At 34.2% G+C, this 22,934-nt stretch carries 27 protein-coding genes; 6 read left to right on the top strand and 21 right to left on the bottom strand.

Annotated elements, in window-relative coordinates; translation table 11 throughout:
- Nucleotides 1-70: 70 nt before the first annotated feature.
- The 3 genes from J4050_RS09310 (at nt 71) to J4050_RS09300 (ending at nt 2,138) form a co-directional block, all read left to right on the top strand.
- Complete coding sequence (locus tag J4050_RS09310; RefSeq protein WP_208154306.1) at nt 71-358, top strand: DUF3817 domain-containing protein; 288 nt, start codon at nt 71-73, stop codon at nt 356-358.
- Nucleotides 351-1,595, top strand: coding sequence for a mechanosensitive ion channel family protein (locus J4050_RS09305; protein WP_208154305.1), 1,245 nt, complete (start codon nt 351-353; stop codon nt 1,593-1,595). The genes J4050_RS09310 and J4050_RS09305 overlap by 8 nt, the downstream gene beginning before the upstream one ends.
- 126 nt (nt 1,596-1,721) lie before the next feature.
- Entirely contained in the window at nt 1,722-2,138 is a 417-nt protein-coding gene (locus tag J4050_RS09300; protein ID WP_208154304.1) for a glyoxalase, read from the top strand.
- On the opposite strand, the gene J4050_RS09295 is transcribed toward J4050_RS09300, so the two are convergent.
- Together J4050_RS09295 and J4050_RS09290 are read right to left on the bottom strand one after the other, a co-directional pair.
- On the bottom strand, nt 2,135-2,812 hold the full coding sequence (locus J4050_RS09295; RefSeq protein WP_208154353.1) for a DUF2461 domain-containing protein: 678 nt from the start codon (nt 2,810-2,812) through the stop codon (nt 2,135-2,137). The genes J4050_RS09300 and J4050_RS09295 overlap by 4 nt on opposite strands.
- 74 nt (nt 2,813-2,886) lie before the next feature.
- Nucleotides 2,887-3,402, bottom strand: coding sequence for a Dps family protein (locus tag J4050_RS09290; protein ID WP_208154303.1), 516 nt, complete (start codon nt 3,400-3,402; stop codon nt 2,887-2,889).
- Between the two features lie 248 nt (nt 3,403-3,650).
- Here J4050_RS09290 and J4050_RS09285 point away from each other — a divergent pair, with 248 nt between their 5' ends.
- Entirely contained in the window at nt 3,651-3,872 is a 222-nt protein-coding gene (locus J4050_RS09285) for a hypothetical protein (RefSeq protein WP_208154302.1), read from the top strand.
- A gap of 52 nt (nt 3,873-3,924) precedes the next feature.
- On the opposite strand, the gene J4050_RS09280 is transcribed toward J4050_RS09285, so the two are convergent.
- The gene (locus J4050_RS09280) at nt 3,925-4,710 is read right to left on the bottom strand and encodes a tRNA pseudouridine synthase A (protein ID WP_208154301.1); all 786 of its coding nucleotides are present in this window, start codon (nt 4,708-4,710) and stop codon (nt 3,925-3,927) included.
- 86 nt (nt 4,711-4,796) lie between these two features.
- Here J4050_RS09280 and J4050_RS09275 point away from each other — a divergent pair, with 86 nt between their 5' ends.
- Nucleotides 4,797-5,207: a hypothetical protein gene (locus J4050_RS09275; protein WP_208154300.1), complete on the top strand. Its 411-nt coding sequence runs from the start codon at nt 4,797-4,799 to the stop codon at nt 5,205-5,207.
- Nucleotides 5,208-5,305: 98 nt separating this feature from the next.
- Complete coding sequence (locus tag J4050_RS09270) at nt 5,306-5,740, top strand: toxin-antitoxin system YwqK family antitoxin (protein ID WP_208154299.1); 435 nt, start codon at nt 5,306-5,308, stop codon at nt 5,738-5,740.
- On the opposite strand, the gene hisIE is transcribed toward J4050_RS09270, so the two are convergent.
- The 18 genes from hisIE to lpxD all read right to left on the bottom strand — a co-directional run bounded on the left by hisIE (nt 5,741) and on the right by lpxD (nt 22,926).
- Nucleotides 5,741-6,340: a bifunctional phosphoribosyl-AMP cyclohydrolase/phosphoribosyl-ATP diphosphatase HisIE gene (gene hisIE, locus J4050_RS09265; RefSeq protein WP_208154298.1), complete on the bottom strand. Its 600-nt coding sequence runs from the start codon at nt 6,338-6,340 to the stop codon at nt 5,741-5,743.
- 43 nt (nt 6,341-6,383) lie between these two features.
- Nucleotides 6,384-7,139 (bottom strand): imidazole glycerol phosphate synthase subunit HisF, encoded by a 756-nt coding sequence (gene hisF, locus J4050_RS09260; protein ID WP_208154297.1) that lies wholly within the window; start codon nt 7,137-7,139, stop codon nt 6,384-6,386.
- Between the two features lies 1 nt (nt 7,140).
- Nucleotides 7,141-7,875: a 1-(5-phosphoribosyl)-5-[(5-phosphoribosylamino)methylideneamino]imidazole-4-carboxamide isomerase gene (gene hisA / locus J4050_RS09255; RefSeq protein ID WP_208154296.1), complete on the bottom strand. Its 735-nt coding sequence runs from the start codon at nt 7,873-7,875 to the stop codon at nt 7,141-7,143.
- Complete coding sequence (hisH, locus tag J4050_RS09250) at nt 7,876-8,457, bottom strand: imidazole glycerol phosphate synthase subunit HisH (protein ID WP_208154295.1); 582 nt, start codon at nt 8,455-8,457, stop codon at nt 7,876-7,878. It lies immediately after the preceding gene.
- Complete coding sequence (hisB, locus tag J4050_RS09245; RefSeq protein WP_208154294.1) at nt 8,457-9,590, bottom strand: bifunctional histidinol-phosphatase/imidazoleglycerol-phosphate dehydratase HisB; 1,134 nt, start codon at nt 9,588-9,590, stop codon at nt 8,457-8,459. Before hisB ends, hisH begins: the two co-directional genes overlap by 1 nt.
- A gap of 42 nt (nt 9,591-9,632) precedes the next feature.
- On the bottom strand, nt 9,633-9,914 hold the full coding sequence (locus J4050_RS09240; RefSeq protein WP_208154293.1) for a GIY-YIG nuclease family protein: 282 nt from the start codon (nt 9,912-9,914) through the stop codon (nt 9,633-9,635).
- Between the two features lie 33 nt (nt 9,915-9,947).
- On the bottom strand, nt 9,948-11,000 hold the full coding sequence (gene hisC / locus J4050_RS09235; protein ID WP_208154292.1) for a histidinol-phosphate transaminase: 1,053 nt from the start codon (nt 10,998-11,000) through the stop codon (nt 9,948-9,950).
- A gap of 93 nt (nt 11,001-11,093) precedes the next feature.
- Nucleotides 11,094-12,374 carry a histidinol dehydrogenase gene (hisD, locus tag J4050_RS09230; protein ID WP_208154291.1) on the bottom strand — a complete coding sequence of 427 codons (1,281 nt, stop codon included), beginning with the start codon at nt 12,372-12,374 and terminating at the stop codon, nt 11,094-11,096.
- The gene (hisG, locus tag J4050_RS09225; RefSeq protein ID WP_208154290.1) at nt 12,374-13,231 is read right to left on the bottom strand and encodes an ATP phosphoribosyltransferase; all 858 of its coding nucleotides are present in this window, start codon (nt 13,229-13,231) and stop codon (nt 12,374-12,376) included. Before hisG ends, hisD begins: the two co-directional genes overlap by 1 nt.
- 215 nt (nt 13,232-13,446) lie before the next feature.
- Nucleotides 13,447-14,262, bottom strand: coding sequence for a prohibitin family protein (locus J4050_RS09220; RefSeq protein ID WP_208154289.1), 816 nt, complete (start codon nt 14,260-14,262; stop codon nt 13,447-13,449).
- A 10-nt stretch (nt 14,263-14,272) separates the two neighbouring features.
- Nucleotides 14,273-16,309: a vWA domain-containing protein gene (locus J4050_RS09215; RefSeq protein ID WP_208154288.1), complete on the bottom strand. Its 2,037-nt coding sequence runs from the start codon at nt 16,307-16,309 to the stop codon at nt 14,273-14,275.
- Nucleotides 16,310-16,328: 19 nt separating this feature from the next.
- A complete protein-coding gene (fabG, locus tag J4050_RS09210; protein ID WP_208154287.1) occupies nt 16,329-17,075 on the bottom strand; it encodes a 3-oxoacyl-[acyl-carrier-protein] reductase in 747 nt (248 codons plus the stop codon).
- A gap of 129 nt (nt 17,076-17,204) precedes the next feature.
- Nucleotides 17,205-18,077: a succinate--CoA ligase subunit alpha gene (sucD, locus tag J4050_RS09205; protein ID WP_208154286.1), complete on the bottom strand. Its 873-nt coding sequence runs from the start codon at nt 18,075-18,077 to the stop codon at nt 17,205-17,207.
- A gap of 72 nt (nt 18,078-18,149) precedes the next feature.
- The gene (locus J4050_RS09200; protein WP_208154285.1) at nt 18,150-19,103 is read right to left on the bottom strand and encodes a UDP-3-O-(3-hydroxymyristoyl)glucosamine N-acyltransferase; all 954 of its coding nucleotides are present in this window, start codon (nt 19,101-19,103) and stop codon (nt 18,150-18,152) included.
- A 36-nt stretch (nt 19,104-19,139) separates the two neighbouring features.
- Nucleotides 19,140-19,706, bottom strand: coding sequence for an elongation factor P (efp, locus tag J4050_RS09195; protein ID WP_208154284.1), 567 nt, complete (start codon nt 19,704-19,706; stop codon nt 19,140-19,142).
- 11 nt (nt 19,707-19,717) lie between these two features.
- A complete protein-coding gene (gene lpxA, locus J4050_RS09190; protein ID WP_208154283.1) occupies nt 19,718-20,503 on the bottom strand; it encodes an acyl-ACP--UDP-N-acetylglucosamine O-acyltransferase in 786 nt (261 codons plus the stop codon).
- Nucleotide 20,504: 1 nt separating this feature from the next.
- Nucleotides 20,505-21,911 (bottom strand): bifunctional UDP-3-O-[3-hydroxymyristoyl] N-acetylglucosamine deacetylase/3-hydroxyacyl-ACP dehydratase, encoded by a 1,407-nt coding sequence (locus J4050_RS09185; RefSeq protein WP_208154282.1) that lies wholly within the window; start codon nt 21,909-21,911, stop codon nt 20,505-20,507.
- Nucleotides 21,898-22,926: a UDP-3-O-(3-hydroxymyristoyl)glucosamine N-acyltransferase gene (gene lpxD / locus J4050_RS09180; protein WP_208154281.1), complete on the bottom strand. Its 1,029-nt coding sequence runs from the start codon at nt 22,924-22,926 to the stop codon at nt 21,898-21,900. Before lpxD ends, J4050_RS09185 begins: the two co-directional genes overlap by 14 nt.
- Nucleotides 22,927-22,934 lie beyond the last annotated feature (8 nt).

The following is a 22,934-nucleotide window of genomic DNA, read 5'->3' as shown; positions in this document are numbered from 1 at the left end:
TCATTTCTTAAAAGCTGTTAAAATCTTCTCTTTTGGAAATGTTCTGAAGTATTTTTGCAAAAAATTTATTATGCTAAAGACGTTAACACTATTTAGAACCATTGCTTTCCTCGAAGGCCTGTCTTTTATTCTTTTGCTCTTTATTGCCGTGCCTTTAAAATATGTTTATAACGACCCGCAATATGTTAAAATATTAGGGATGCCACATGGGTTGCTCTTTATTGGGTATATAGTTATGGCTATTTGGTTTTGTAGCGACTTTAAATGGACCAAGAAAATTTTATTTTTTGTTTTATTGGCAGCTATAATTCCTTTTGGTACCTTTTACATCGACAAAAAGTACTTACAGCATGCGTGACTATAAATTGAAGCATTATGTATATGATATCCTTATAGATAAGGGGCTTGGTGAACAAATGGCCACCTACATAAACATGTTAGTCCTTTTATTGGCTTTACTTTTAATAGCCTTTATTATAGATTTTTTTACAAAGCGTATACTATGGCGCTTTTTTGCAGGTATTGCCAAAAGGACAAAAACTAATTTTGATGATATTCTTATAAAAAATAAGCTGCCAAGGAGAGTTGCACACATCATCCCACTTGGAATACTTATAGAATTTGTTCCAGATGTTTTTTCAGACTTTGCATTTACTGAGAATATCATTGAAAAAACGCTTAAGGTCTTAGCTATAGTTCTTACGTTACGCATTATAAGAAGTTTCTTTAATTCTGTTAAGGACTATCTTAGAACCTTACCACGTTACAAGGATAAACCACTAGATAGCTATGCGCAAGTCTTTATGATTTTTGCATGGCTCTTAGGCATTTATGGTGCATTTGCCATTGTTTTTGGTATTTCATTTTACAAGTTTGCTATTTCACTTGGAACGGCATCTGCTGTAATATTACTCATCTTTAGGGATACTATTCTAGGATTTGTGGCAAGTATTCAGGTGGCGATAAATGATATGGTTAGAATCGGTGACTGGATTACCTTCGAAAAATACGGTGCAGATGGAGATGTTATTGAAATAAACCTTGCCACTGTAAAAGTTCAAAACTGGGATAAAACAATCACAACCATTCCAACCTATGCTTTAATTTCAGATTCTTTTAAAAACTGGCGTGGCATGATGTCTTCTGGTGGGAGGCGAATTAAACGCTCAGTAATAGTAAGAACATCCTCTATACATTTTTTGACGGACCTAGAAATCGAACGTTTTAAGAAAATAGAATTGGTGGCTAATTATCTCAACCTAAAATCGAAAGAAATCAAGGAATTTAATGAGAAGCACAATGTTGATAAAACAGAATTAATCAATGGTCGTAATCTTACAAATTTCGGTGTTTTTAGAAAATATCTACTCACTTATGTAGAACAACATTCTGCAATAAACAAGGACATGACACTAATGGTAAGGCAACTTGCACCTACACCACAAGGCATACCTATGGAAATTTATGCCTTTAGCGCAGATATTAAATGGCAAAACTATGAATATATCATGGGTGATATTTTTGATCATGTGCTGGCTTCAGTAGGTTATTTTAATCTTGAGATATACGAATTGGGGCTTTCAGTTCCTGAATAAGTTAATTAAAAAAAGCTAAAGAATATAGTTATTGTTAATAACACTGTTTACAATAATTGCGCTATGTAAAGAGGACCTTTTGGTTAATCCTTAAATTTAATTCCAAATTAATCTTAAATAGATACCATGGCTGACCGAACTAAAAACCTACTTGCCGCAAGGCCTATAATATTATCTGCTAAAATTAACGATGCTATGAGTGGTGAGGAGCATTTTCAGAACACCACGCTTCGACCTGTTATAAAAATGCAGCACGAGTTATTCATAGTAGTTTTTAGAAATTATATTTCTAAACGAAAAAACGTGTTTTATGAGTTAACACTACCAAAGCGTTTGGCATATATAGAACACGCTATTCACAAGGATATGAAGTTTAGAAATTCTATAAAGGGTATGATAATAGGACAATTTACCGTTGAAGAATATGCCATTTACATTAAAAATTCATCTGCCTTAAATAAGCGTATGATGAACATCGTAAAAGAGCGTCTTGTAAGTAGTATTCAACTTTTTGAGAAGCCAGATATGCTAAAAGCAGTTTAAATTAGTGATTCACCATTGAGGTTTGTAGTAAGAATATCGCTCATTAAATTGAGGTAAGGTCTTGCAATTTCAAAAGCCTCATTCACGGCGGGAACAAACTCTCTATCCAGAACCTCTTTGTCGGTAAATGACTTTGTAAAGATGAATTGCTTTCTTCTTATTAAGTCTATAGAAGGATGATTTTTATCGAAACCTTTTGGAGCTGTTTTTAATTCCTCACCTACAAAGTCACCCCAAACAGTTTTAAAGGTGGGCTCATTAAGAATTTGTCTAATCTCACAATCATCCATTTCAAATTCTTTTCTAATTCTAAGCAAATCCTCTTTATTAGGATCCCAAAACCCTATAGCAATAAAAGATTCGTTATTTGGCTGAATATGCAGATAATATCCACCTCGCAATTCTGGTTTTACTCTGTGGAAAGAGCCTCCAAAATGTGTTTTATAGGGTAATTTATTCTTTGAAAAACGCACATCTCTATAGATTCTAAACACTTTAACCCTGTCTATTTGATCATGCATATTAAGTAATTCACCTATTGTATTGTAGACAGACTTTACATTAGCCTCTAATACTTTAAACTCCACTTTATTATCATTAAACCAGTCTCGATTATTATTTTTTTGAAGTTTTTTTAAAAAGCTTAAAGCTTCTTTGGGTATGGTTACGGACATCTTTTCTCTTTTGCTTAAAAATAAAATACCATCTGCAAAGATGGTATTTGATTGTAGATATTTTAACACTTAATCTAGTTATTAGAGAAGGCAGGAATCGCACTTTTTCTTAATTGTGAACTGGAGTCTTTCGTGAAAGCGTCTAGCATCCAACTTGTTTTTTCTAATTCTCTAATATACGCTCCAATTAAATCAATCGTTCCTTCATCATTTATTTTCTCCGCTTCTTTAATCACTTTGGACATTTGTTCTAACAATATGTTGTGATTGCCTAAAATGTCTTTTACCATTTCAATATCCGTCCTCTCAGAGGAGACTTCTTCAATCGAAGATACTTTTAAAAAATCTCGTAAATTACTAATTGGATGATACCTTAAGGTTAAAATGCGTTCAGCAATTTCGTCTATTTTTTCTCGTGCTTCTGTGTATAATTCTTCAAATTTTTCGTGTAGTTCAAAGAAGTTTTCTCCTAAAATATTCCAATGGAAATTTCTTAGGTTTTGGTAATAGATATGATAATCCGCTAAGAGGGTGTTCAATTCCACCACAGTTGGCATTAACTTATCATCATTCATATTTAAGTAACTCATAATTTTAATTTTACTTTTTTTCGGTTAAACATTTTACTTTAATATACACGATACAGTAGGCTTGTCAAGTAGCTTAACAGGGTTTAACCCTATAAGGGTGGGATTAACTTAATGTTTTGTTAATTAATGCTTTAGTTGTTAAGCAATTTTAACGCTATTACATTTTTCGCAAGAAATGTTAAAAATTTACTTGTATTTTGAAAGAATTTTCATTATCATGCACAACAAATTAAACATTCATAAAATATATGGGTAGACCAGCAACAAGGCCAACCAAACTAAAGGATGGTTATTACATTGAGATTAGAAACAAAGGAGCTAGATCTGGAGTAAAACTATATAGTGCTACAAAATTACAGATGCATCGTGCTATTAAAATGTACGAGCGCTCCAAGGAAGTTTTTATTTTAGGGGAATCTGTTAATGGGAAGTTTGTGGACAAAGAACCAAAGCTTCATGTTGTAGATTGACAATAATGCATATAAAATTTTAGGAGGACGAAAATTCATGTTTTCGTCCTTTTTATTTAAAATCAATCTTATTAAGAATCAGTCCTGAAGCAGGAGCAATATAGCTCTGATGTGATACTATATTTTCTTTTAGGCTATTTCTAATAAAGTTTAAATCTACCTCCCCTTTTCCGAGACGTATTAAAGTACCCATCATTAATCTTATTTGGTTGCGTCCAAAACCACTACCTTTTACACGAAGTAAATAGCTATGTTCAGGAAAGAAACTTGCAGAATATAATGTATTTTCAACTAGTTCACACCGTTCAATTGTTCGATGATATAGGCCTTTATCAGTGGCTTTGTAACAGTAGTTTTTAAAATTATGTATTCCTTCAAACAAATGGGCACCTCTCTTCATAAGCTCAATATCTAAATCATCTTGTATTGTACTTAAAATTGGTGCACAAAACGGATGAAATTTTCCTCCAAAAGCAAATAGATATAAGTATTCTTTTGTTTTTGGATGCTGAATAATATTAAAGTCTTTGTCAACCTTACCAATACTTAAGGCCCTGATATCTTGCGGTAAATTATAATTAAACCAATTTAGAAATTCTGATGTGTCGTCTATTTTGTGAAAAGTAAATAACTCTAGCGCTGTTTCATTTGCAGAAACCATGGCATCTGTACGCCCTGCTATAAGGGTCTTAAATTTTTTATCCTCAAATACATACTTGAGAGTTTTGTCTACCATTAAATGCAGGGTTTTTAGATTAGGCTGCTTTTGCCAACCATGAAATCTATAGCCTAAATATTGCAACTTAATGAGATAATAAAATCGTTTTTCGAAGGGCATAACAACGCCGAAATTAGTGTAAATGAACCGTGCAATCAAAAATATTTTATAACTTGATGCTTACTACTAACTAAAATTTATCAATTATGACTACAAAAAAACCTCCTATTTGGTATTGGATTGTTGGTGTTGTGGCGCTCATTTGGAATGCGATGGGTGTCAATGCTTACTTGCAGCAAGCCTATAATACCGAAAGCTATCGTGCTATGTATTCTAAGGAACAATTAGAAATTGCAGCAAACTTGCCCTCGTTTGTCACGGCTGCCTTTGCTTTAGCCGTATTTGGTGGTGCGCTCGCTTCTTTATTATTACTATTTAGAAAAAAATTAGCTGTGATGCTATTTTATGTTTCACTGATTGCAGTTGTTATACAAATGGGGTATTTATTAATCAATGGCTATGCTAGCAGTATACCAATGACCATTATGATAATACTGTTCGCTGTTGTTTTAGCATGGTTTTCTAAATATTCAGCCACAAAAGGCTATCTAAACTAAGGGATGATTTGACAGTTTTGAAAAGGTTTTTTATGAGAATATATTAAAATGCTCATCCATTGATGACATTTTTGCATATATAAGTTAAAATAATAATCATGAAAACGTTTCTCTCTACTCTTTTAGTTCTTTTAGTAATTAATGTCGGTTTCGCTCAAAAACAGAAATTGGTGGCCATGTCAGACACTTATCAAAAAGCCTATAAATTGGGTTCGATATATTACGAGACGGGCTCAGATAAGCCCTTTACAGGTGTTTTGTATGGAAAGTATGATAACGGCAATTATATGACCATGCAAGAGTATGTCAATGGTGTAGGAAACGGAAAATGGACTGACTTTGACCCTTATGGAAGAAAGGTTTGCGAAGGAACTTACAAAAACAATAAGGTAGAAGGGCCTGTAACTTTTTTTTATGAAGATGGGAGCATAAAATCAAAAGGTCAATATTTACATTGGAAACGACCAATCGGTAAATGGACTTATTATGATAAAGAGGGAAATATAGTTTCTACAATGACCTATACACGGTAACTATTTGTCACGTCCCTTTAAAACATTAACTACGTCTTTAAGCTTAAAGCCTTTAGCCTGCAGTAACATTAAATAATGAAAGAGTAAATCTGCACTTTCTTCCAAGAATAAGTCATCGTTATCATCTTTTGCCTCAATAACAACCTCTACAGCTTCTTCTCCTACCTTTTGCGCAACTTTATTGATACCTTTTGCAAATAGTGAGGCAACATATGATTTTTGTGTATCAGCGTTTTTTATTCTAGATGTAATGGTGTTTTCTAATTTTGAAATAAAACCAAATGATTGTTCATTAGCTTCATTCCAGCAGGTATCTGAACCTTTGTGACAAGTTGGACCTTTTGGATTTACTGAAATTAAAAGCGTATCGCTATCGCAATCTAGTTTTATATCTACTAGATTTAGAACATTTCCACTTTCTTCTCCTTTTGTCCAAAGTCGATTTTTTGTTCTGCTAAAAAATGTCACTAATCCAGACGCTTTTGTTTTTTCTAATGCTTCAGCATTCATGTAGCCCAGCATAAGGACATTTTTTGTTAATGCATCTTGAATAATTGCTGGTACTAAACCGTCTTTATTTTTATTGAAATCTATGTTCATATTATGTTAGTTATGAGATGCTGAAACAAGTTCCGCATAACGACTAAAGTCGCACTTCTACACCTTGTTTTCTCAATTCTTTTTTTAATTCTATAATAGGTATTTCACCAAAATGAAATACACTCGCAGCTAATGCTGCATCAGCTTTTCCTAATTTAAATGTATCAGCAAAATGCTGAATAGTTCCTGCGCCACCAGAAGCAATAATAGGAATGTTTACTAAATCGGATAATTTAGCTAACGCTTCATTTGCAAAACCACCTTTGGTTCCATCATGATTCATGGAAGTAAATAAAATTTCACCAGCACCACGGTCTTCCACTTCTTTAGCCCATTCGAATAATTTAATGTCGGTTGGAATAGTGCCTCCGGCTAAATGCACAAACCACTCCTCTCCTATTTTTTTTGCATCTATAGCAACAACGATGCATTGACTACCGAATTTTTGAGATAATTCATTAATCAATCCTGGTCGTTTTACTGCTGACGAGTTTATAGATACTTTATCTGCGCCACAATGTAATAAATCATCTACATCCTCGATTGATGAAATTCCTCCACCTACAGTAAATGGTATATTCACTTGCTCGGCTACTTTTAGTACCATATCGTGCATGGTTCTGCGTTTTTCCTGGGTTGCGGAAATATCTAAAAACACCAATTCGTCTGCACCTAAATCAGCATATTGCTTGGCAAGAACTACTGGGTCACCTGCATCACGTAAATCAACAAAATTGACACCTTTTACAGTACGACCATCTTTGATATCTAAACAGGGAACAATGCGTTTGGTCAACATACTATAAAAATTGTCTTAATTCTTTTAAACTGATTCTGTTCTCGTAGATGGCTTTTCCTATGATAACACCTTCACAACCAATAGCTTCTAGGTTTTCCAAATCTTTAATTCCAGAAACACCTCCTGAAGCAATAAGATTAATAGATTGGGCACCACTACTACTGCTACATTCTTTTATTATGGTTTTATACAAATCAATTGATGGACCTTCTAACATGCCGTCTTTAGAAATATCTGTACAAATCACGTATTTAATATGTTTTCTCTGATAATCCTTGATAAAGGAAACCACTTCCTCTTTACTGTTATCTTGCCAACCATTGATGGCAATTTTACCTTCATTACTATCTGCGCCTAAAATAATTTTTTGAGGTCCATATTTAGCTAACCAACCTTCAAAAGTTTCTCTATCGCTAACTGCAATACTTCCGCCAGTAATCTGTCGTGCACCACAATTAAAAGCAATATTTAAATCTTCGTTCGATTTTAAACCACCACCAAAATCAATTTTCAGATTTGTTTTAGCTGCGATTTGCTCTAAAACTTTATAGTTCACAATATGCTTCGCTTTGGCTCCGTCTAGGTCAACCAAATGTAAATACTCAATACCTGAGCCTTCAAACGCTTTGGCCACTTCTAAAGGATTTTCATTGTACACTTTTTTAGTATCGTAATCACCTTTAGTTAGTCTTACACACTTTCCTTCTATAATATCTATGGCTGGTATAATTCTCATTTATAACTCTAAAAAGTTTTTTAGTAACTGCTCTCCTATTTTTCCTGATTTCTCTGGGTGAAACTGAACCCCAAAGAAATTATCATTTTCTAATGCTGAAGCATAGTCTATTTCATAATCTGAAGTCGCAATAGATTCATCACAATCTTCCGCATAATAACTATGCACAAGGTACATGTATTCTTTTTCACTTATACCTTTAAATAAACCAGATTTAAGATTTTTAATTCTGTTCCAGCCCATTTGAGGTACCTTTACATTATTTGAAAACCGCTTAACATTTGTATTGAAAATCCCTAAACCTTTAGTATTTCCTTCTTCAGTATGATTACACATCAGTTGCATACCTAAACAAATACCCAAAACAGGTTGCTTAAGTTGGGGGATCAATGCATCCAAACCAGATGCTCTTAACATTTTCATTGCCGAACTGGCTTCACCTACCCCAGGAAAAATGACTTTATCTGCCTTAATAATTTCATCTGGATTGTTAGATAATACAGCATCATATCCCAAACGCTGAAAAGCGAATTGAATACTCTTGATATTACCTGCACCGTAATTGACTATTTTTAAATCCATTACAGCATTCCTTTTGTTGATGGCAAAATCATTTTTTCTATATCTTGTTTTACAGCCATTTTTATTGCCTTTGCAAATGCCTTGAATATGGCTTCAATCTTGTGATGTTCGTTTGTGCCTTCGACTTTTACATTCAAATTACATTTGGCACCATCTGTGAAGGACTTGAAGAAGTGATAAAACATTTCTGTAGGCATTTTACCAATCATTTCGCGTTTAAAATCTGCTTCCCAAATGAGCCAATTACGACCACCAAAATCAATAGCTACTTGAGCTAAACAATCGTCCATTGGTAATGAAAACCCATAACGTTCTATACCTAATTTATTACCAAGCGTCTGAGCAAATACTTCGCCCAAGGCAATGGCAGTATCTTCAATGGTATGATGCTCATCTACTTCTAAATCACCATCAACTTTAATATTTAAGTCCATTTGACCATGACGTGCAATTTGGTCTAACATATGGTCAAAAAACGCTATACCTGTATCAATATTACTCTTTCCAGTTCCGTCTAGATTAAGGTCTATTTTAATCTTAGTTTCATTGGTGTTACGTTCTATTGAACCTATACGCTCTGTGGTTTTTAAAAACCTATATATCGCTTCCCAGTCATTGGTTTCTAAAGCAATGAAATCTTGTAATTCGTTATTACTTACGGTGACTTCATCTGTACCGAGATTGGTATTGTCATTTATAAAAATGCCTTTTGCCCCAAGATTCTTAGCCAATTCAACATCTGTTAATCTATCACCTATTACAAATGAATTTGCTAAATCATAATCCTCAGAAAAATACTTGGTTAACAATCCTGTATTAGGTTTGCGGGTTGGTGCATTATCCTTTGCGAATGTTCTGTCTATGAACTGCTCTTCAAATAGAACACCTTCACTTTCAAATGTCTTTAAAACAAAATTATGCACAGGCCAAAACGTGTCTTCAGGATAGACATCTGTACCTAAACCATCTTGATTGGTAATCATTACGATTTCAAAATTCAATTCATTAGCTATTTTGCTTAAGTATTGAAAGACCTTTGGGTAGAACTCTAATTTCTCAAATGAATCTATTTGTTCGTCTGCGGGTTCTTTAATTAAAGTACCGTCTCTATCTATAAATAATACTGGTTTCATGATTAATTTGTTAATCAACGCTGGATTTATTTCAGGGTCTTATTATTTTAATTCTATTTTCTTCAATTCTGGATTGAACTCTTTAATCAGATTCCACTTCCATTCTTTATGCCAATTCTTGAGTTGTTTTTCTCTCGATTTCGCTTCTTTTTTTAATTCAAATTCTTCAAAATGAATCAAGTCAATGGAATTATACTTTTTTGTAAAAACAGCTCCCTTTCCATTTTTATGTTCTTCTAGTCTTTGTTGCAAATCTTCGGTATATCCAATATATAAAACTGTTCTATTCTTATTTGATAATATGTAACAGTAATATTTAGACATTTATATTTCAATTTTAAAGTTCCTGAAATAAGTTCAGGATTTCGAAATTAATTGAAGTGTTTCAATTAATTTTTCATTTTCAGTTGGAGTGCCAATTGTAAATCTTAAACAATTTTCACATAAAGGTTGTGTTGTTCTATTTCTAACGACAATACCTCTTTTAATTAATTCCGAGTAACGTTGATTAGCATCATCTATTTTTACTAAGAGGAAATTAGCATCCGAAGGATATATAGACTTAATAAACGATATCTCTGATAATTTTGTTATAAGTATTTCGCGTTCAGTTAATATTGAATCAACTTCTTTTTTTACTTCATCTAATCGTGTTAAGCGTTCCAAAGCCTTATCCTGAGATAATTGATTGACGTTATAGGGTGGTTTAATTTTATTCAAAACTGAAATAATAAATTCTGAAGCATAGCATATGCCAAGTCTAATTCCCGCTAATCCGTAAGCTTTCGAAAGGGTTTGCGTTACTACGAGATTTGGAAATTCATTTAATCTACTCAACCAACTGTCGCTGTTTGAAAAATCAATATAAGCCTCATCAATTACAACTATACCTTTAAAATTATTCAGTAACTCTTCAACGTTATGAGAATTGAAACTATTAGCTGTTGGATTGTTAGGCGAGCATAGAAACAAAATTTTTGAATTCATATCTTGAGTAGCTAGTATCTCCTCAACTTTGGGCTCAAAATTATCGTCTAGCAAAACTGATTGGATTTCTACAGCATTTAAATCTGCTAAAACCGAATACATACCATATGTAGGTGGTAATGTAATTACGTTATCACGATTGGGTTCGCAAAAGGCCCTAAATAATAAATCCAAAACTTCATCACTTCCATTACCCAACAAAATTTGAGAGGTTTTAACGCCTTTAATCTCAGCTAGTCGTTGTTTTACTTTGGACTGTTGAGGGTCAGGGTATCTGTTAACATTAGATTGAAATGGATTTTCATTAGCATCAATAAAAACCATATCTGCAGTAGCATCTTTATACTCATCTCTTGCGGAAGAATACGCTTTTATATTTTTTATATTTTCTCTTAAGAGATTATTTATGTTTAAATCTTTCATTTTGTCATTCTGAATTTATTTAACTCCGTTGAATCTTTGATTTCAGAATCTAATTTTAATTTATGAGGTACTGAAACGAGTTCAGCACACTTTCTATAAGTCTTTTAGCCTTATAGAAACTGCATTTTTATGCGCCTGTAATCCTTCTGCCTCAGCCATTAATTCAATAGCTGATCCGATATTAGTAATACCTTTCGCAGATATTTTCTGAAAAGTCATACTCTTTTGAAAACTATCTAAGTTAACACCAGAATAGGCTTTAGAAAATCCATTTGTTGGTAAGGTATGATTTGTACCAGATGCATAATCACCAGCGCTTTCTGGCGTATAGTTGCCTATAAATACAGAACCTGCATTACCTATATTTTCTACAAAATAATCGTCATCATTAGTTGCTACAATAAAGTGTTCTGGTCCATATTCATCAATTAAATCTAAGGCTATTGTGAAACTATCTACAACGATGAATTTTGAATTGTTAATAGCATCAATAGCCAATACTTTTCTTGGCAAAACTTCAAGTTGCGACTTAACTTCAGCATCAACCTTTTCAGCGAAAACTTTTGACGTAGTTACTAAAATAACTTGACTATCTGAACCATGTTCTGCCTGACTTAACAAATCTGAGGCCACGTATGCAGCATTTGCAGATGCATCTGCCATGACCAACAGTTCGCTTGGACCAGCAGGCATATCAATGGCTACACCGTATTTTGTAGCTAGTTGTTTTGCAACTGTTACATACTGATTTCCGGGACCAAAAATTTTATACACTTGTGGAATGGATTCAGTTCCAAATGTTAGCCCAGCAACAGCTTGAATTCCTCCTGCTTTTATAATTTTTGTTACACCACAGAGTTGTGCTGTGTATAAGATTTCGTTAGCAATTTTACCTTCTTTATTTGGTGGCGAGCATAATACAATGTCTTTGCACCCTGCAATATTTGCAGGTATAGCTAACATTAAAACGGTTGAAAACAAAGGTGCTGTTCCACCAGGAATATACAAGCCAACTTTTTGAATAGGTCTTTTTTCTTGCCAACAATCTACACCATCCATTGTTGTGACTTCCACTCTATCAGTAACTTGCGCTTTGTGAAATGATTCAATATTTGACTTTGCCAATTGAATAGCTTCCTTTAATTCATTTGAAACATTATTTGAAGCTTCAATAACTTCTTCTTCTGAAACAATTTGATTCTCTAAAGCGACTTTGTCAAATTTTTCAGTATATGATTTTAAGGCATTATCTCCATTGAGTTTGACATCTTTGAAAATATCTAAGACAGTCGCTTCGATATCATCAACAGTTTTTGTTGGACGTTTTAATATTGACTTCCAATCGTTTCGATTTGGGTTTATGAATGTTTTCATTACAGCACCATATTTTCGATTGGACATACAAGAATTCCCTCTGCTCCGTTTGACTTAAGTTCATCTATGACATTCCAAAAATCATTTTTATTAATTACAGAGTGTAGAGAACTCCAACCTTCTTTAGCTAATGGTAAAATTGTTGGAGAATTCATTCCTGGTAAAATTTCAATAATCTTATCTAATTTATCATTCGGTGCATTTAAAAGCACATATTTGTTTTCTCTACCTCTTAAAACAGATTTTAAACGGAATTGAATTTTATCGATAATCGCTTGATTTTCATCTGAAATTTTAGGCGAAGTTGCTAAAACTGCTTCAGAAGATAAGAGTTTATCTATTTCTTTAAGTCCATTTTTAAATAATGTGCTCCCACTAGACACGATATCGCAAACTGCGTCTGCTAAACCAATATTTGGTGCAATTTCAACAGAGCCATTGATGATGTGAAGGTTTGCAGTAATTCCTGCCTTTTCCAAAAATTGATTTACTGTATTTGGGTACGAAGTGGCAATGCGTTTTCCCTCTAAATCCTTTAAAGATTTAGCTTCAGATGATTTTGGAACCGCAATTGAAACTCTACATTTCGAAAAGCCTAATCGTTCTACAATGTTTAAGTCATTCCCTTTTTCAATCAGAACGTTCTCACCTATTATGGCGGCATCTACAACTCCATCTTTCAGATATTGAGGTATATCTCCATTTCTAAGATAGAATACTTCTAATGGAAAGTTCCGTGCAGAGGCTTTAAGTTGATCTTTACCATTATCAATGGATATACCAATGGCTTTAAGAATCTTTAAAGAATCTTCATTAAGTCGGCCAGATTTCTGAACTGCAATTTTTAATTTACTCATTTTTACTATGGTTAGTCTAAGGATACTATGAGCTTAATAAAAAAACCCATTTGATATTCTCAAACGGGTTTTACTATGTCTTGGTTTAATTCAATACATCATAAGCTCGCTTGATGGCAAGTATATAAATGATGATGTAGATGAATTTTCATTTCGCAACTAATTACACAAATTTTCAAAAAAATAATTTATAATTCCAAGTCTTTAACAAACTTTTATTGATTACCTAAAATAATTGGCATTCCGCTTTCTCCAGAGCCAATAATAACGACTTTGCTATTAGGTGATTCTGCTAATTTATTGGTGGCTTCAATACCTTTGTCTTGAAGGATTTTATCTGTAAGGGAGGCACTTAGAATACGGTTTGCATCTGCTTTACCTTTCGCTTCTATAATTTGCCTTTCAGCCTCTTTCTCAGCAGTTACTAGTCTAAACTCATATTCTAACGATTCTTGCTCTTGTTTTAGCTTTCTCTCAATAGCATCTTTAATTGTCGGTGGCAGTGTTACATCTCTAACTAATATTTCATCAATCATGATGAACTGATTATCTACAATTTTCTTAGTTTCTTCAAATATTTCTGCTTGAATAGCATCTCTCTTACTAGAATATAACTGCTCTGGCGTGTAACGTCCTACAACGCTACGAGCTGCTGAACGCATTGTTGGCAGAATAATTCGATTTAAATAATTCTCACCGATTTCTTGGTGTAATCTTCCTAGATTGGCTTGGTCTGGTTGATACCAAATAGACGCATCTAATTGAATATCAAGACCATTAGATGATAGCACTTTCATTTTTTCAAAAATCTCTTGTCTTCTTACCTCATAGACATAAACCTTGTTCCATGGTGCTACAATATGGAACCCTTCAGCTAATGGTGGTTCATCGATAACAACACCCTCACCGAATGTTCTAAATAAAACACCTGCCTCACCAGAATCTATAGTTACAGCTGATTTTGCTATTACAATAATTAAAAAAATAATTACAATTAATATTGGTAATCCAATTTTTGGTAGTTTTTCCATAATAATACATTTAAATTAATCCGTGATACTTTCTTACAAACCACTCTAAAAACAAGCTTAAAGCTATTAAACCGAGCAGGAATTTTATATCTATCAAAGGTACGATATTTTTAGTGCTTTTTTGCACTATGCTGTAGCGAGAATCTCCTAATAAATTGTTAATAAGTCCGTCGATATTATTTGTAAAATATGTATTACCTGCACTTAATTCTCCTAAGCGTTTTAGTTTAGATAAATCTGCATTGAGAAATTGCTTTTCTACATTATAATCTAAAACTTCAAAGACTCCAGAAGCCGCAATTGATTCAGTGCTATGACGTACTGTAAAATTATATTTACCTGGTTTCAAACCTGTTAAATCTGCCCTATAGTTTCCATTAGTAACCAATAAAGGAAACTGTCTTACTTCACTATTTTCTGCTTGGGGTTTTAAGTCTAAGATTAGTGCAGAATTACCATCAAACTCATAACTCTTATTAAAAAATTGAGCGCTAATAACTATATCCTCGTTACCGTTGTAAAATGATTGATAATCTATTTGCAGACGGTTACGTCTTTTTGTTGAACTTAAATACTGAATTAATTTATTTATGAAGTTATCGAAGTTTTCAAACGATTTGTTTTCTAAATAACTCTGTGCCCGCCATCGCCATATATCCTCACCATTTAAAATAGCTCGTTTGGTGTTTTCGGTTTCAAACGTAGCTAACATAATTAATTCTGTATTAATGCCATTGATGGTTTTATACAATAGAATATCATGCGGCCGATTAATCCCAAATTCACCAAACTCAGATTTTAACGGCGGTAAATTACTAAAATTGATATCCTCAACTATAAAGTTGCCGTAATTTCTGTTCAGAGACGCTTGATAGCTCTCTGTTTGGTTGGTAACTGCCTGTTTAAAATTATCTTGAATCTGATTTAAATAAACCCAATCTGTTGTATCTCCCGTAATGAAAAAGACATTGTTTTTTTGTTTGTTGATTTGTTCTATAGCAGTGTTAAAGGCTCTATTTGGTTGATATAATATAATCAATTGAAAATCCTCGCCTCTGGTTATATAATCTTTCGGAGTAACAATTGATACGGTCCGTTGCTCATTACTTTCAATCGCTTTTTTAAGAACTCCTAAATCTGGATGCAAGCGCTCTGAAATAATGGCAATATTTGTTTTTTGGTCGATAATTTCTATTCCAAAATTTTTAGTGTTATTGTTTTTATTCTTCTCTTGATTCATTGGCACTAATTCAGCTTTAAACGATTTAACACCAACTTTGGTTGCCGATAAATCTGTAGAAATAATTACTGAGGATTTAGACGGACTAAACTGAACTGCTCTTTTAAATAGTATTTGATCACCTGATTTTATTCTAAACTCACTATTCACGGTTTCCTTACCCGTATAATTGAGAATAGCCTCTACAGGGAATCGATTTTTTAGAAACGCAAACCTATTTACATTTAACTGTTTAATACTTAAATCTGCGTATAATGTAGAATCTCCCAATATTATGGGATAAATAGGTTGTTTAATTTTGGATGCCCTATTACTATAATCTATACCTAAGGTTTGGTTACCGTCAGACAATAATAGAATAGGCGTCACGGAACCTTTATAAATTTCACCTATCCGTTGTAAAGACTTTTCAATATTAGATTGCCCTTCACTAAAAGTGATACTATCTATTAAGTTGAGCTCCTTACCAAATGTATAGGTCTCAATATTGAATCGTTCATTTAATTTGGGGTTAGATTTTAATTTGTCCAGCGCATCAATTGCATTCTTAGTTTGATTTAAGTACTTAATAGACTGAGAATTGTCTATTGCCAACACTAGATTAGGTTTCTCATTGAATAATGTTAAGGACTCAAACTTTGGATTAATTAAAAGAAGGCCTATTACAAAGAGCGTTATTGCCCTAGCGGCAAATAAACTATATTTTAGCGGAGCGCGTAGTTTAGATTTATATATATATTGAAACAGCGCTATTAAAAGCGCTGTTATACCAGCCAAACATACATATGCTATAGTTTCAGTTTGCATTAATGCAACTATAATGTAATTAAGTTAACATTCCGCCATCAACATTTAATGTTTGGCCTGTGACATAAGCACTTAAATCACTTGCCAAAAATACGCATGCATTAGCGATGTCCTCTGGACTACCACCTCGTTTTAGTGGTATTGCAGCTCTCCAACCTTTTACAGTCTCTTCATCCAATTTGGCTGTCATTTCAGTTTCAATAAATCCAGGAGCAATAACATTGCTTCTAATGTTGCGTGACCCTAACTCTAAAGCTACAGACTTAGAAAAACCAATTATTCCTGCTTTTGACGCGGCATAATTGGTTTGTCCGGCATTACCCTTTACGCCAACAACAGAACTCATATTGATTATGGAGCCTTTGCGTTGTTTTAGCATAGTACGCTGAACGGCTTTTGTCATATTAAAAACAGACTTAAGATTAACCTCAATCACTTTATCGAAGTCCTCTTCGCCCATTCGCATTAGTAAATTATCTTTTGTAATACCAGCATTATTTACTAGGATATCAATACTTCCAAATTCAGCTAGAACATCTTCTGCGAGTTTTTGTGCTTCATCAAAACTTGCAGCATTACTTTGATATCCCTTAGCCTTAATACCTTTTGAATTAAGTTCATTTTCTAAAGCGTTTGCAGCATCTACAGACGAACTAAAGGTAAAAGCTACATTTGCGCCATGTTGGGCAAATACTCGGGCAATACCCCTTCCTATTCCTCTACTAGCGCCTGTAATAATAGCGGTTTTTCCTTCTAATAGTTTCATATTATAAAAATTCAGGTAGTCGTTTATTCAAAACTACAATGCTATCAAATATAGCTTTTACAAATTGCATGAAATAAAAAAACCTCACAAGATTTTGAGAGGTTTTTAACAGTTTATGTAAACTGTCTACTAATTCAATACTTCTAAGACTTTTTTACCTATTTCTGCAGGTGAGTCCACTACGTGTATACCACAAGCCTTCATGATTTTCTTTTTGGCTTGGGCTGTATCATCACTTCCTCCAACGATTGCTCCTGCATGTCCCATTGTTCTACCAGCAGGTGCTGTTTCGCCAGCAATAAAACCAACGATAGGCTTAGAGCTTCCACTTTCTTTATACCAATTTGCAGCATCAGCCTCTAATTGTCCTCCGATTTCACCAATCATAACAACCGCTTCCGTCTCTGGGTCATTGATTAAAAGCTCAACCGCTTCTTTGGTCGTTGTTCCTATAATTGGGTCTCCTCCAATACCAATAGCTGTAGTGATTCCAAGACCCTGTTTTACAACTTGGTCGGCTGCTTCGTATGTTAAGGTACCTGATTTAGATACGATACCGACTTTACCTTTTTTAAATACAAAACCTGGCATAATACCAACCTTGGCTTCTCCCGGCGTAATAACACCTGGACAATTAGGACCAATTAGTCTACAATCTTTGTCCTGAATATAGTCATAGGCTTTAATCATGTCTGCAACAGGTATTCCTTCGGTTATCGTTATTATTACCTTAATACCAGCATCTGCAGCCTCCATTATGGCATCTGCAGCAAAAGCAGGTGGAACAAATATTATTGTAGTGTCTGCCCCAACTTTTTCGACGGCCTCGGACACTGTATTAAACACGGGCTTATCTAAATGTGTTTGGCCACCTTTACCGGGTGTTACCCCTCCTACTACATTTGTGCCATATTCTATCATTTGGCCAGCATGGAAAGTTCCCTCGCTACCTGTAAAACCTTGAACGATTATGTTTGAATTTTTATTAACTAGTACACTCATTATTAAGCTTGTTATAATAGATTTTTAAAACGATGCAAAAATAATACTTTTAAAGTCTTTTGAAGATAGACCTCAATCTTTTTTATCTTTTTCTAACGCCTTTAGCGTTTCTAGTATTTCGGGAATTTGTTTTATTGAAGCAATTTCTTTGTACTTACTTCTAAAATCTTCAGCTGGTGTACCAAAATAGTGTTTTCCGCCTGCTAAAGATTTACTTACGCCAGATTGTGCAGAAATAACGGCTTTTGCTCCAATGGTTATCCCACTTGTTATTCCGACTTGTCCCCAAATAGTTACTTCATCTTCAACTACAACACATCCCGCAATTCCTACTTGTGAAGCAATAAGACACTTTTTTCCAATAACGGTATCATGCCCAATTTGAATTTGATTATCAAGTTTACTTCCTTCTTTTATGGTAGTATCGCCTGAAACACCTCTGTCAATGGTGCAACATGCACCAATATGAACCTGGTCTTCAATTACGACTCGTCCTCCAGATTTTAATTGATCAAATCCTTCTGGTCTATTTTTATAATAGAATGCACTCGCGCCTAGGACACTTCCTGCATGTATTTCTACGTTGTCACCAATAACCGTATTATCATAAATACTAACGTTTGAATGAATAATGCAGTTTTGACCAATCAAGACATTGTTTCCTATAAAAGAGTTAGGTTGAATAACAGTATTTTTTCCAACTTTCGCAGTCTCAGCTAATGCCGCTGAAGCAGGCTGGAAAGGTTTGAAATGAGTGGTTAAAACATTAAAATCACTAAACGGATCCTCCGAAATTAATAAGGCTTTCCCTTCTGGACAATCCACTTTTTTATTTATCAATACAATCGTAGCCTCAGAATTTAATGCTTTGTCGTAATATTTTGGGTGATCTACAAAAACAATATCTCCAGGCTCAACAACATGAATTTCGTTCATACCTAAAATAGGAAAATTAGCTTCACCAACGTATTCAGCATTAATTATTTCCGCTATTTGTTGTAGCGTTTGCGGTTTAGGAAATTTCATGAAATATCAATTTTTAAAAAGAAATTTTAAGCGAGTTTACTCTTTAATTCTCTCTTTATAGGTGCCTTTTTCGGTTTCAATCTTAATCTTGTCACCTTCGTTTATAAATAAGGGCACGTTCACTTCAGCACCTGTTTCAACTGTAGCGGGTTTAGTGGCATTTGTAGCTGTATTACCCTTTACACCAGGTTCTGTTGATGTTACCTCTAGTATTACACTGGCTGGCATCTCAACCGATAGCGGCATATTGTCTTCGGTATTAATAAGTATGGTGACGACCTCTCCTTCCTTCATTAAATCAGGACGGTCTAAAGCCGCTTCCAATAAACGAATTTGAGTATAATCTGCTTCATTCATAAAGTGATAAAATTCACCATCGGTATAAAGATATTGGAACTTATGTGTCTCTACCCTAACATCGTCAATCTTATGACCTGCCGAGAAGGTGTTGTCTATAACCTTACCTGTCGTGACACTTTTTAATTTCGTTCTCACAAAAGCGGGTCCTTTACCTGGTTTTACGTGTAAAAATTCTATAATTTTATATATGTCATGGTTATATCTTATACATAATCCATTTCTAATATCTGATGTACTTGCCATTTAGTAAGATTTTAATTTGATTTAAAATATCCCTTCATAATACCTCTATGTGAATTCTTTATAAACTGCAAAATTTCATCACGCTCTGGTGTAGCTTCCATTTCTGCTTCTATAATTTCAGAGGCTTGGGTGTTGTTGTAATTCTTTTGATAGAGTATTCTGTATATACTTTGAATCTCCCGTATTTTTTCTGTTGAAAAACCACGCCTTCTGAGCCCAACGGAATTAATACCTACGTAAGATAATGGCTCTCTAGCTGCTTTAACATAAGGAGGTACATCTTTTCTAACCAAAGAACCTCCAGTTACAAACGCATGGTTCCCTATGGAACAGAATTGATGCACTGCCGTCATACCTGCCAGCACAACGTAGTCACCAACAGTGATATGACCAGCTAAAGTACTGTTATTTGAAAAAATACAGTTGCTACCCACTATACAATCGTGTGCGATGTGACAATAAGCCATAATTAAGCAATTATCACCAATTACGGTCTTCATTTTATCAGACGTACCTCGATTGATGGTAACACATTCTCTTATAGTCACATTATTACCAATTTCTACAGTGGTATCCTCATCATCATATTTTAAGTCTTGCGGAACAGCTGAAATAACTGCCCCTGGAAAGATATTACAATTTTTACCTATTCTTGCACCTTCCATGATGGTAACATTACTCCCGATCCAAGTACCCTCACCTATTTTTACATTATTATGAATTGTTGTAAAAGGTTCTATTACGACGTTTTTTGCAATTTTTGCACCTGGGTGAACATATGCTAAAGGTTGATTCATATTATTTTACTTTAGTGATTTGAGCCATAATTTCGGCTTCTGAGACTAATTTGCCATTGGCATACGCTCTACCTAGCATTTGACAAATACCACGTCTAATTGGAGATAATAAATCTAATTTAAAAATAAGAGTGTCACCAGGAACAACTTGATGTTTGTATCTTACATTATCAATTTTGAGCAGATACGTTAGATAATTCTCTGGATCGGACACAGTGCTCAGAACTAAAATACCACCTGTTTGTGCCATTGCTTCAATTTGAAGCACTCCTGGCATTACCGGAGCTCCAGGAAAATGACCAACGAAAAAAGGTTCGTTCATGGTCACATTCTTTACGCCAATAACGTGCTTATCAGACAATTCCATGATTTTATCTACTAGAAGAAATGGAGGCCTGTGAGGTAGCATTTCCATTATTTGATTTACATCTTTAACCGGTTGTGCATGTAAATCTACCTCTGGTACATAATTTCGTCTTTCGTTTTTAATTATCTTAGACATTTTCTTTGCAAATTGGGTGTTTACAAAATGTCCTGGTTTATTAGCAATAACCTTTCCTCTTATGCGGGTACCTATCAATGCCAAATCGCCAACAACGTCTAAAAGTTTGTGCCTAGCAGCTTCATTTGGATAGTGTAAGGTTAGGTTGTCTAAAATACCATTAGGTTTTACAGCAATACTATCTTTGTTAAATGCTACCTTTAATTTTTCCATGGTTTTTGGAGACAATTCCTTATCTACATAAACAATGGCATTATTTAAATCACCACCTTTAATCAACCCATGTTCTAGTAGCATTTCAATTTCATGCAAAAAACTAAACGTCCTGGCATTTGAAATTTCTGATTTAAACTCAGAAACTGCATTCATAGTCGCATTTTGCGTACCCAACACCTTTGTCCCAAAATCTACCATAGTAGTTATTTGGTAGGTGTTAGATGGCATTACAATAATTTCACTACCACTTTCTTCATCAGAATACGAAACAATCTGGGTTACTTCATACTCTTCTCTATATGCACTTTGCTCTACTAAGCCTGCCTTCTCGAGCTCTTCAACAAAATACTTAGAAGAACCATCCATAATAGGAGGTTCGGAGGCATCTAATTCAATAATTACATTATCTAAATCTAAGCCAACCAACGCAGCTAAAACATGTTCACATGTTTGTATAATGACACCATTTTTCTCTAAACAAGTTCCTCTTTGTGTGTTAGTTACATAGTTAGCATCTGCTTCAATTTTAGGACGACCTTCTAAATCGGTACGTTCAAAAATAAAGCCTGTGTTTTCGTCTGCAGGTTTAAAAACTAAGTTCACTTGGTCTCCCGTATGCAATCCAACACCAGAAAGAGAGACTTCCTTGTTAATGGTTTTTTGTTTCGTTTCCGTTTTAATTATTGCCATTTACTCGTTTTTCAATTTCGTTTATATTTTTGACAATCTTTGGTAAATTCTTAAAGTAGACATACGACTTATTATAATCGCCATAATTTAAGGCTGGAGAACCTTGTAGCACCTCATTATCTTTTACATTTCTGCCAATGCCAGATTGCGCTTGGATTTTTACGTTGTTGCCAATAGTGATGTGCCCAACTATTCCGACCTGACCACCTATTTGACAATTTTCACCAATTTTAGTAGATCCAGCTATACCTGTTTGAGCAGCAATAACCGTATTTCTGCCTATCTCTACATTATGTGCAATTTGAATTTGATTATCTAGTTTAACACCACGTCTAATAACGGTAGAGCCAAGTGTTGCGCGATCAATGGTAGTTCCTGCACCAATATCTACATAGTCTTCTATTATTACATTACCTATCTGAGGTACTTTGGAGTATTCCCCTTTTTCATCCGGTACAAAACCAAAACCATCAGCTCCAATAATAGCACCAGAATTAATGACACAATTATTACCGATTACACAATCAGAGTATATCTTTCCTCCAGAAAAAACAAAAGTATTGTCTCCAATGGTAACATTGTCACTTATATAGGAGTTGGGGAATATTTTTACGTTGTTTCCAATGGTTACATTATTACCTATATAGGTGAAGGCTCCAATATATGGTTCAGCTCCTATTTTAGCCGAATCTGAAATGTAAGATGGTTGTTCAATTCCTGTTTTATTTAACTTAATTTGGTTATAATATTCTAACAACTTGGTGAAAGCACCATAAGCATCCTCTACTTTAATGAGTGTTGTAGTTAGTTCTTGCTCTGGCTCGAAATCTAAGTTTACGATGGTAATGGAAGCATTGGTGGTGTAAATAAATTGCTTATACTTAGGATTTGCCAGAAAAGTTAAAGACCCTTTTATACCTTCTTCGATTTTTGCAAGTTTTGAGACCTCTACCTGAGGGTCACCAACTATAGTCCCTTCTAAAATACCTGCTATTTGTTCTGCTGTGAATTTCAATTCAATGG

It is taken from the genome of Winogradskyella pelagia (assembly GCF_017581965.1).
Classification (GTDB): domain Bacteria; phylum Bacteroidota; class Bacteroidia; order Flavobacteriales; family Flavobacteriaceae; genus Winogradskyella; species Winogradskyella pelagia.
The sequence above is the reverse complement of the archived record's forward strand: the minus strand, read 5'-3'. Positions and strand labels throughout refer to the sequence as shown.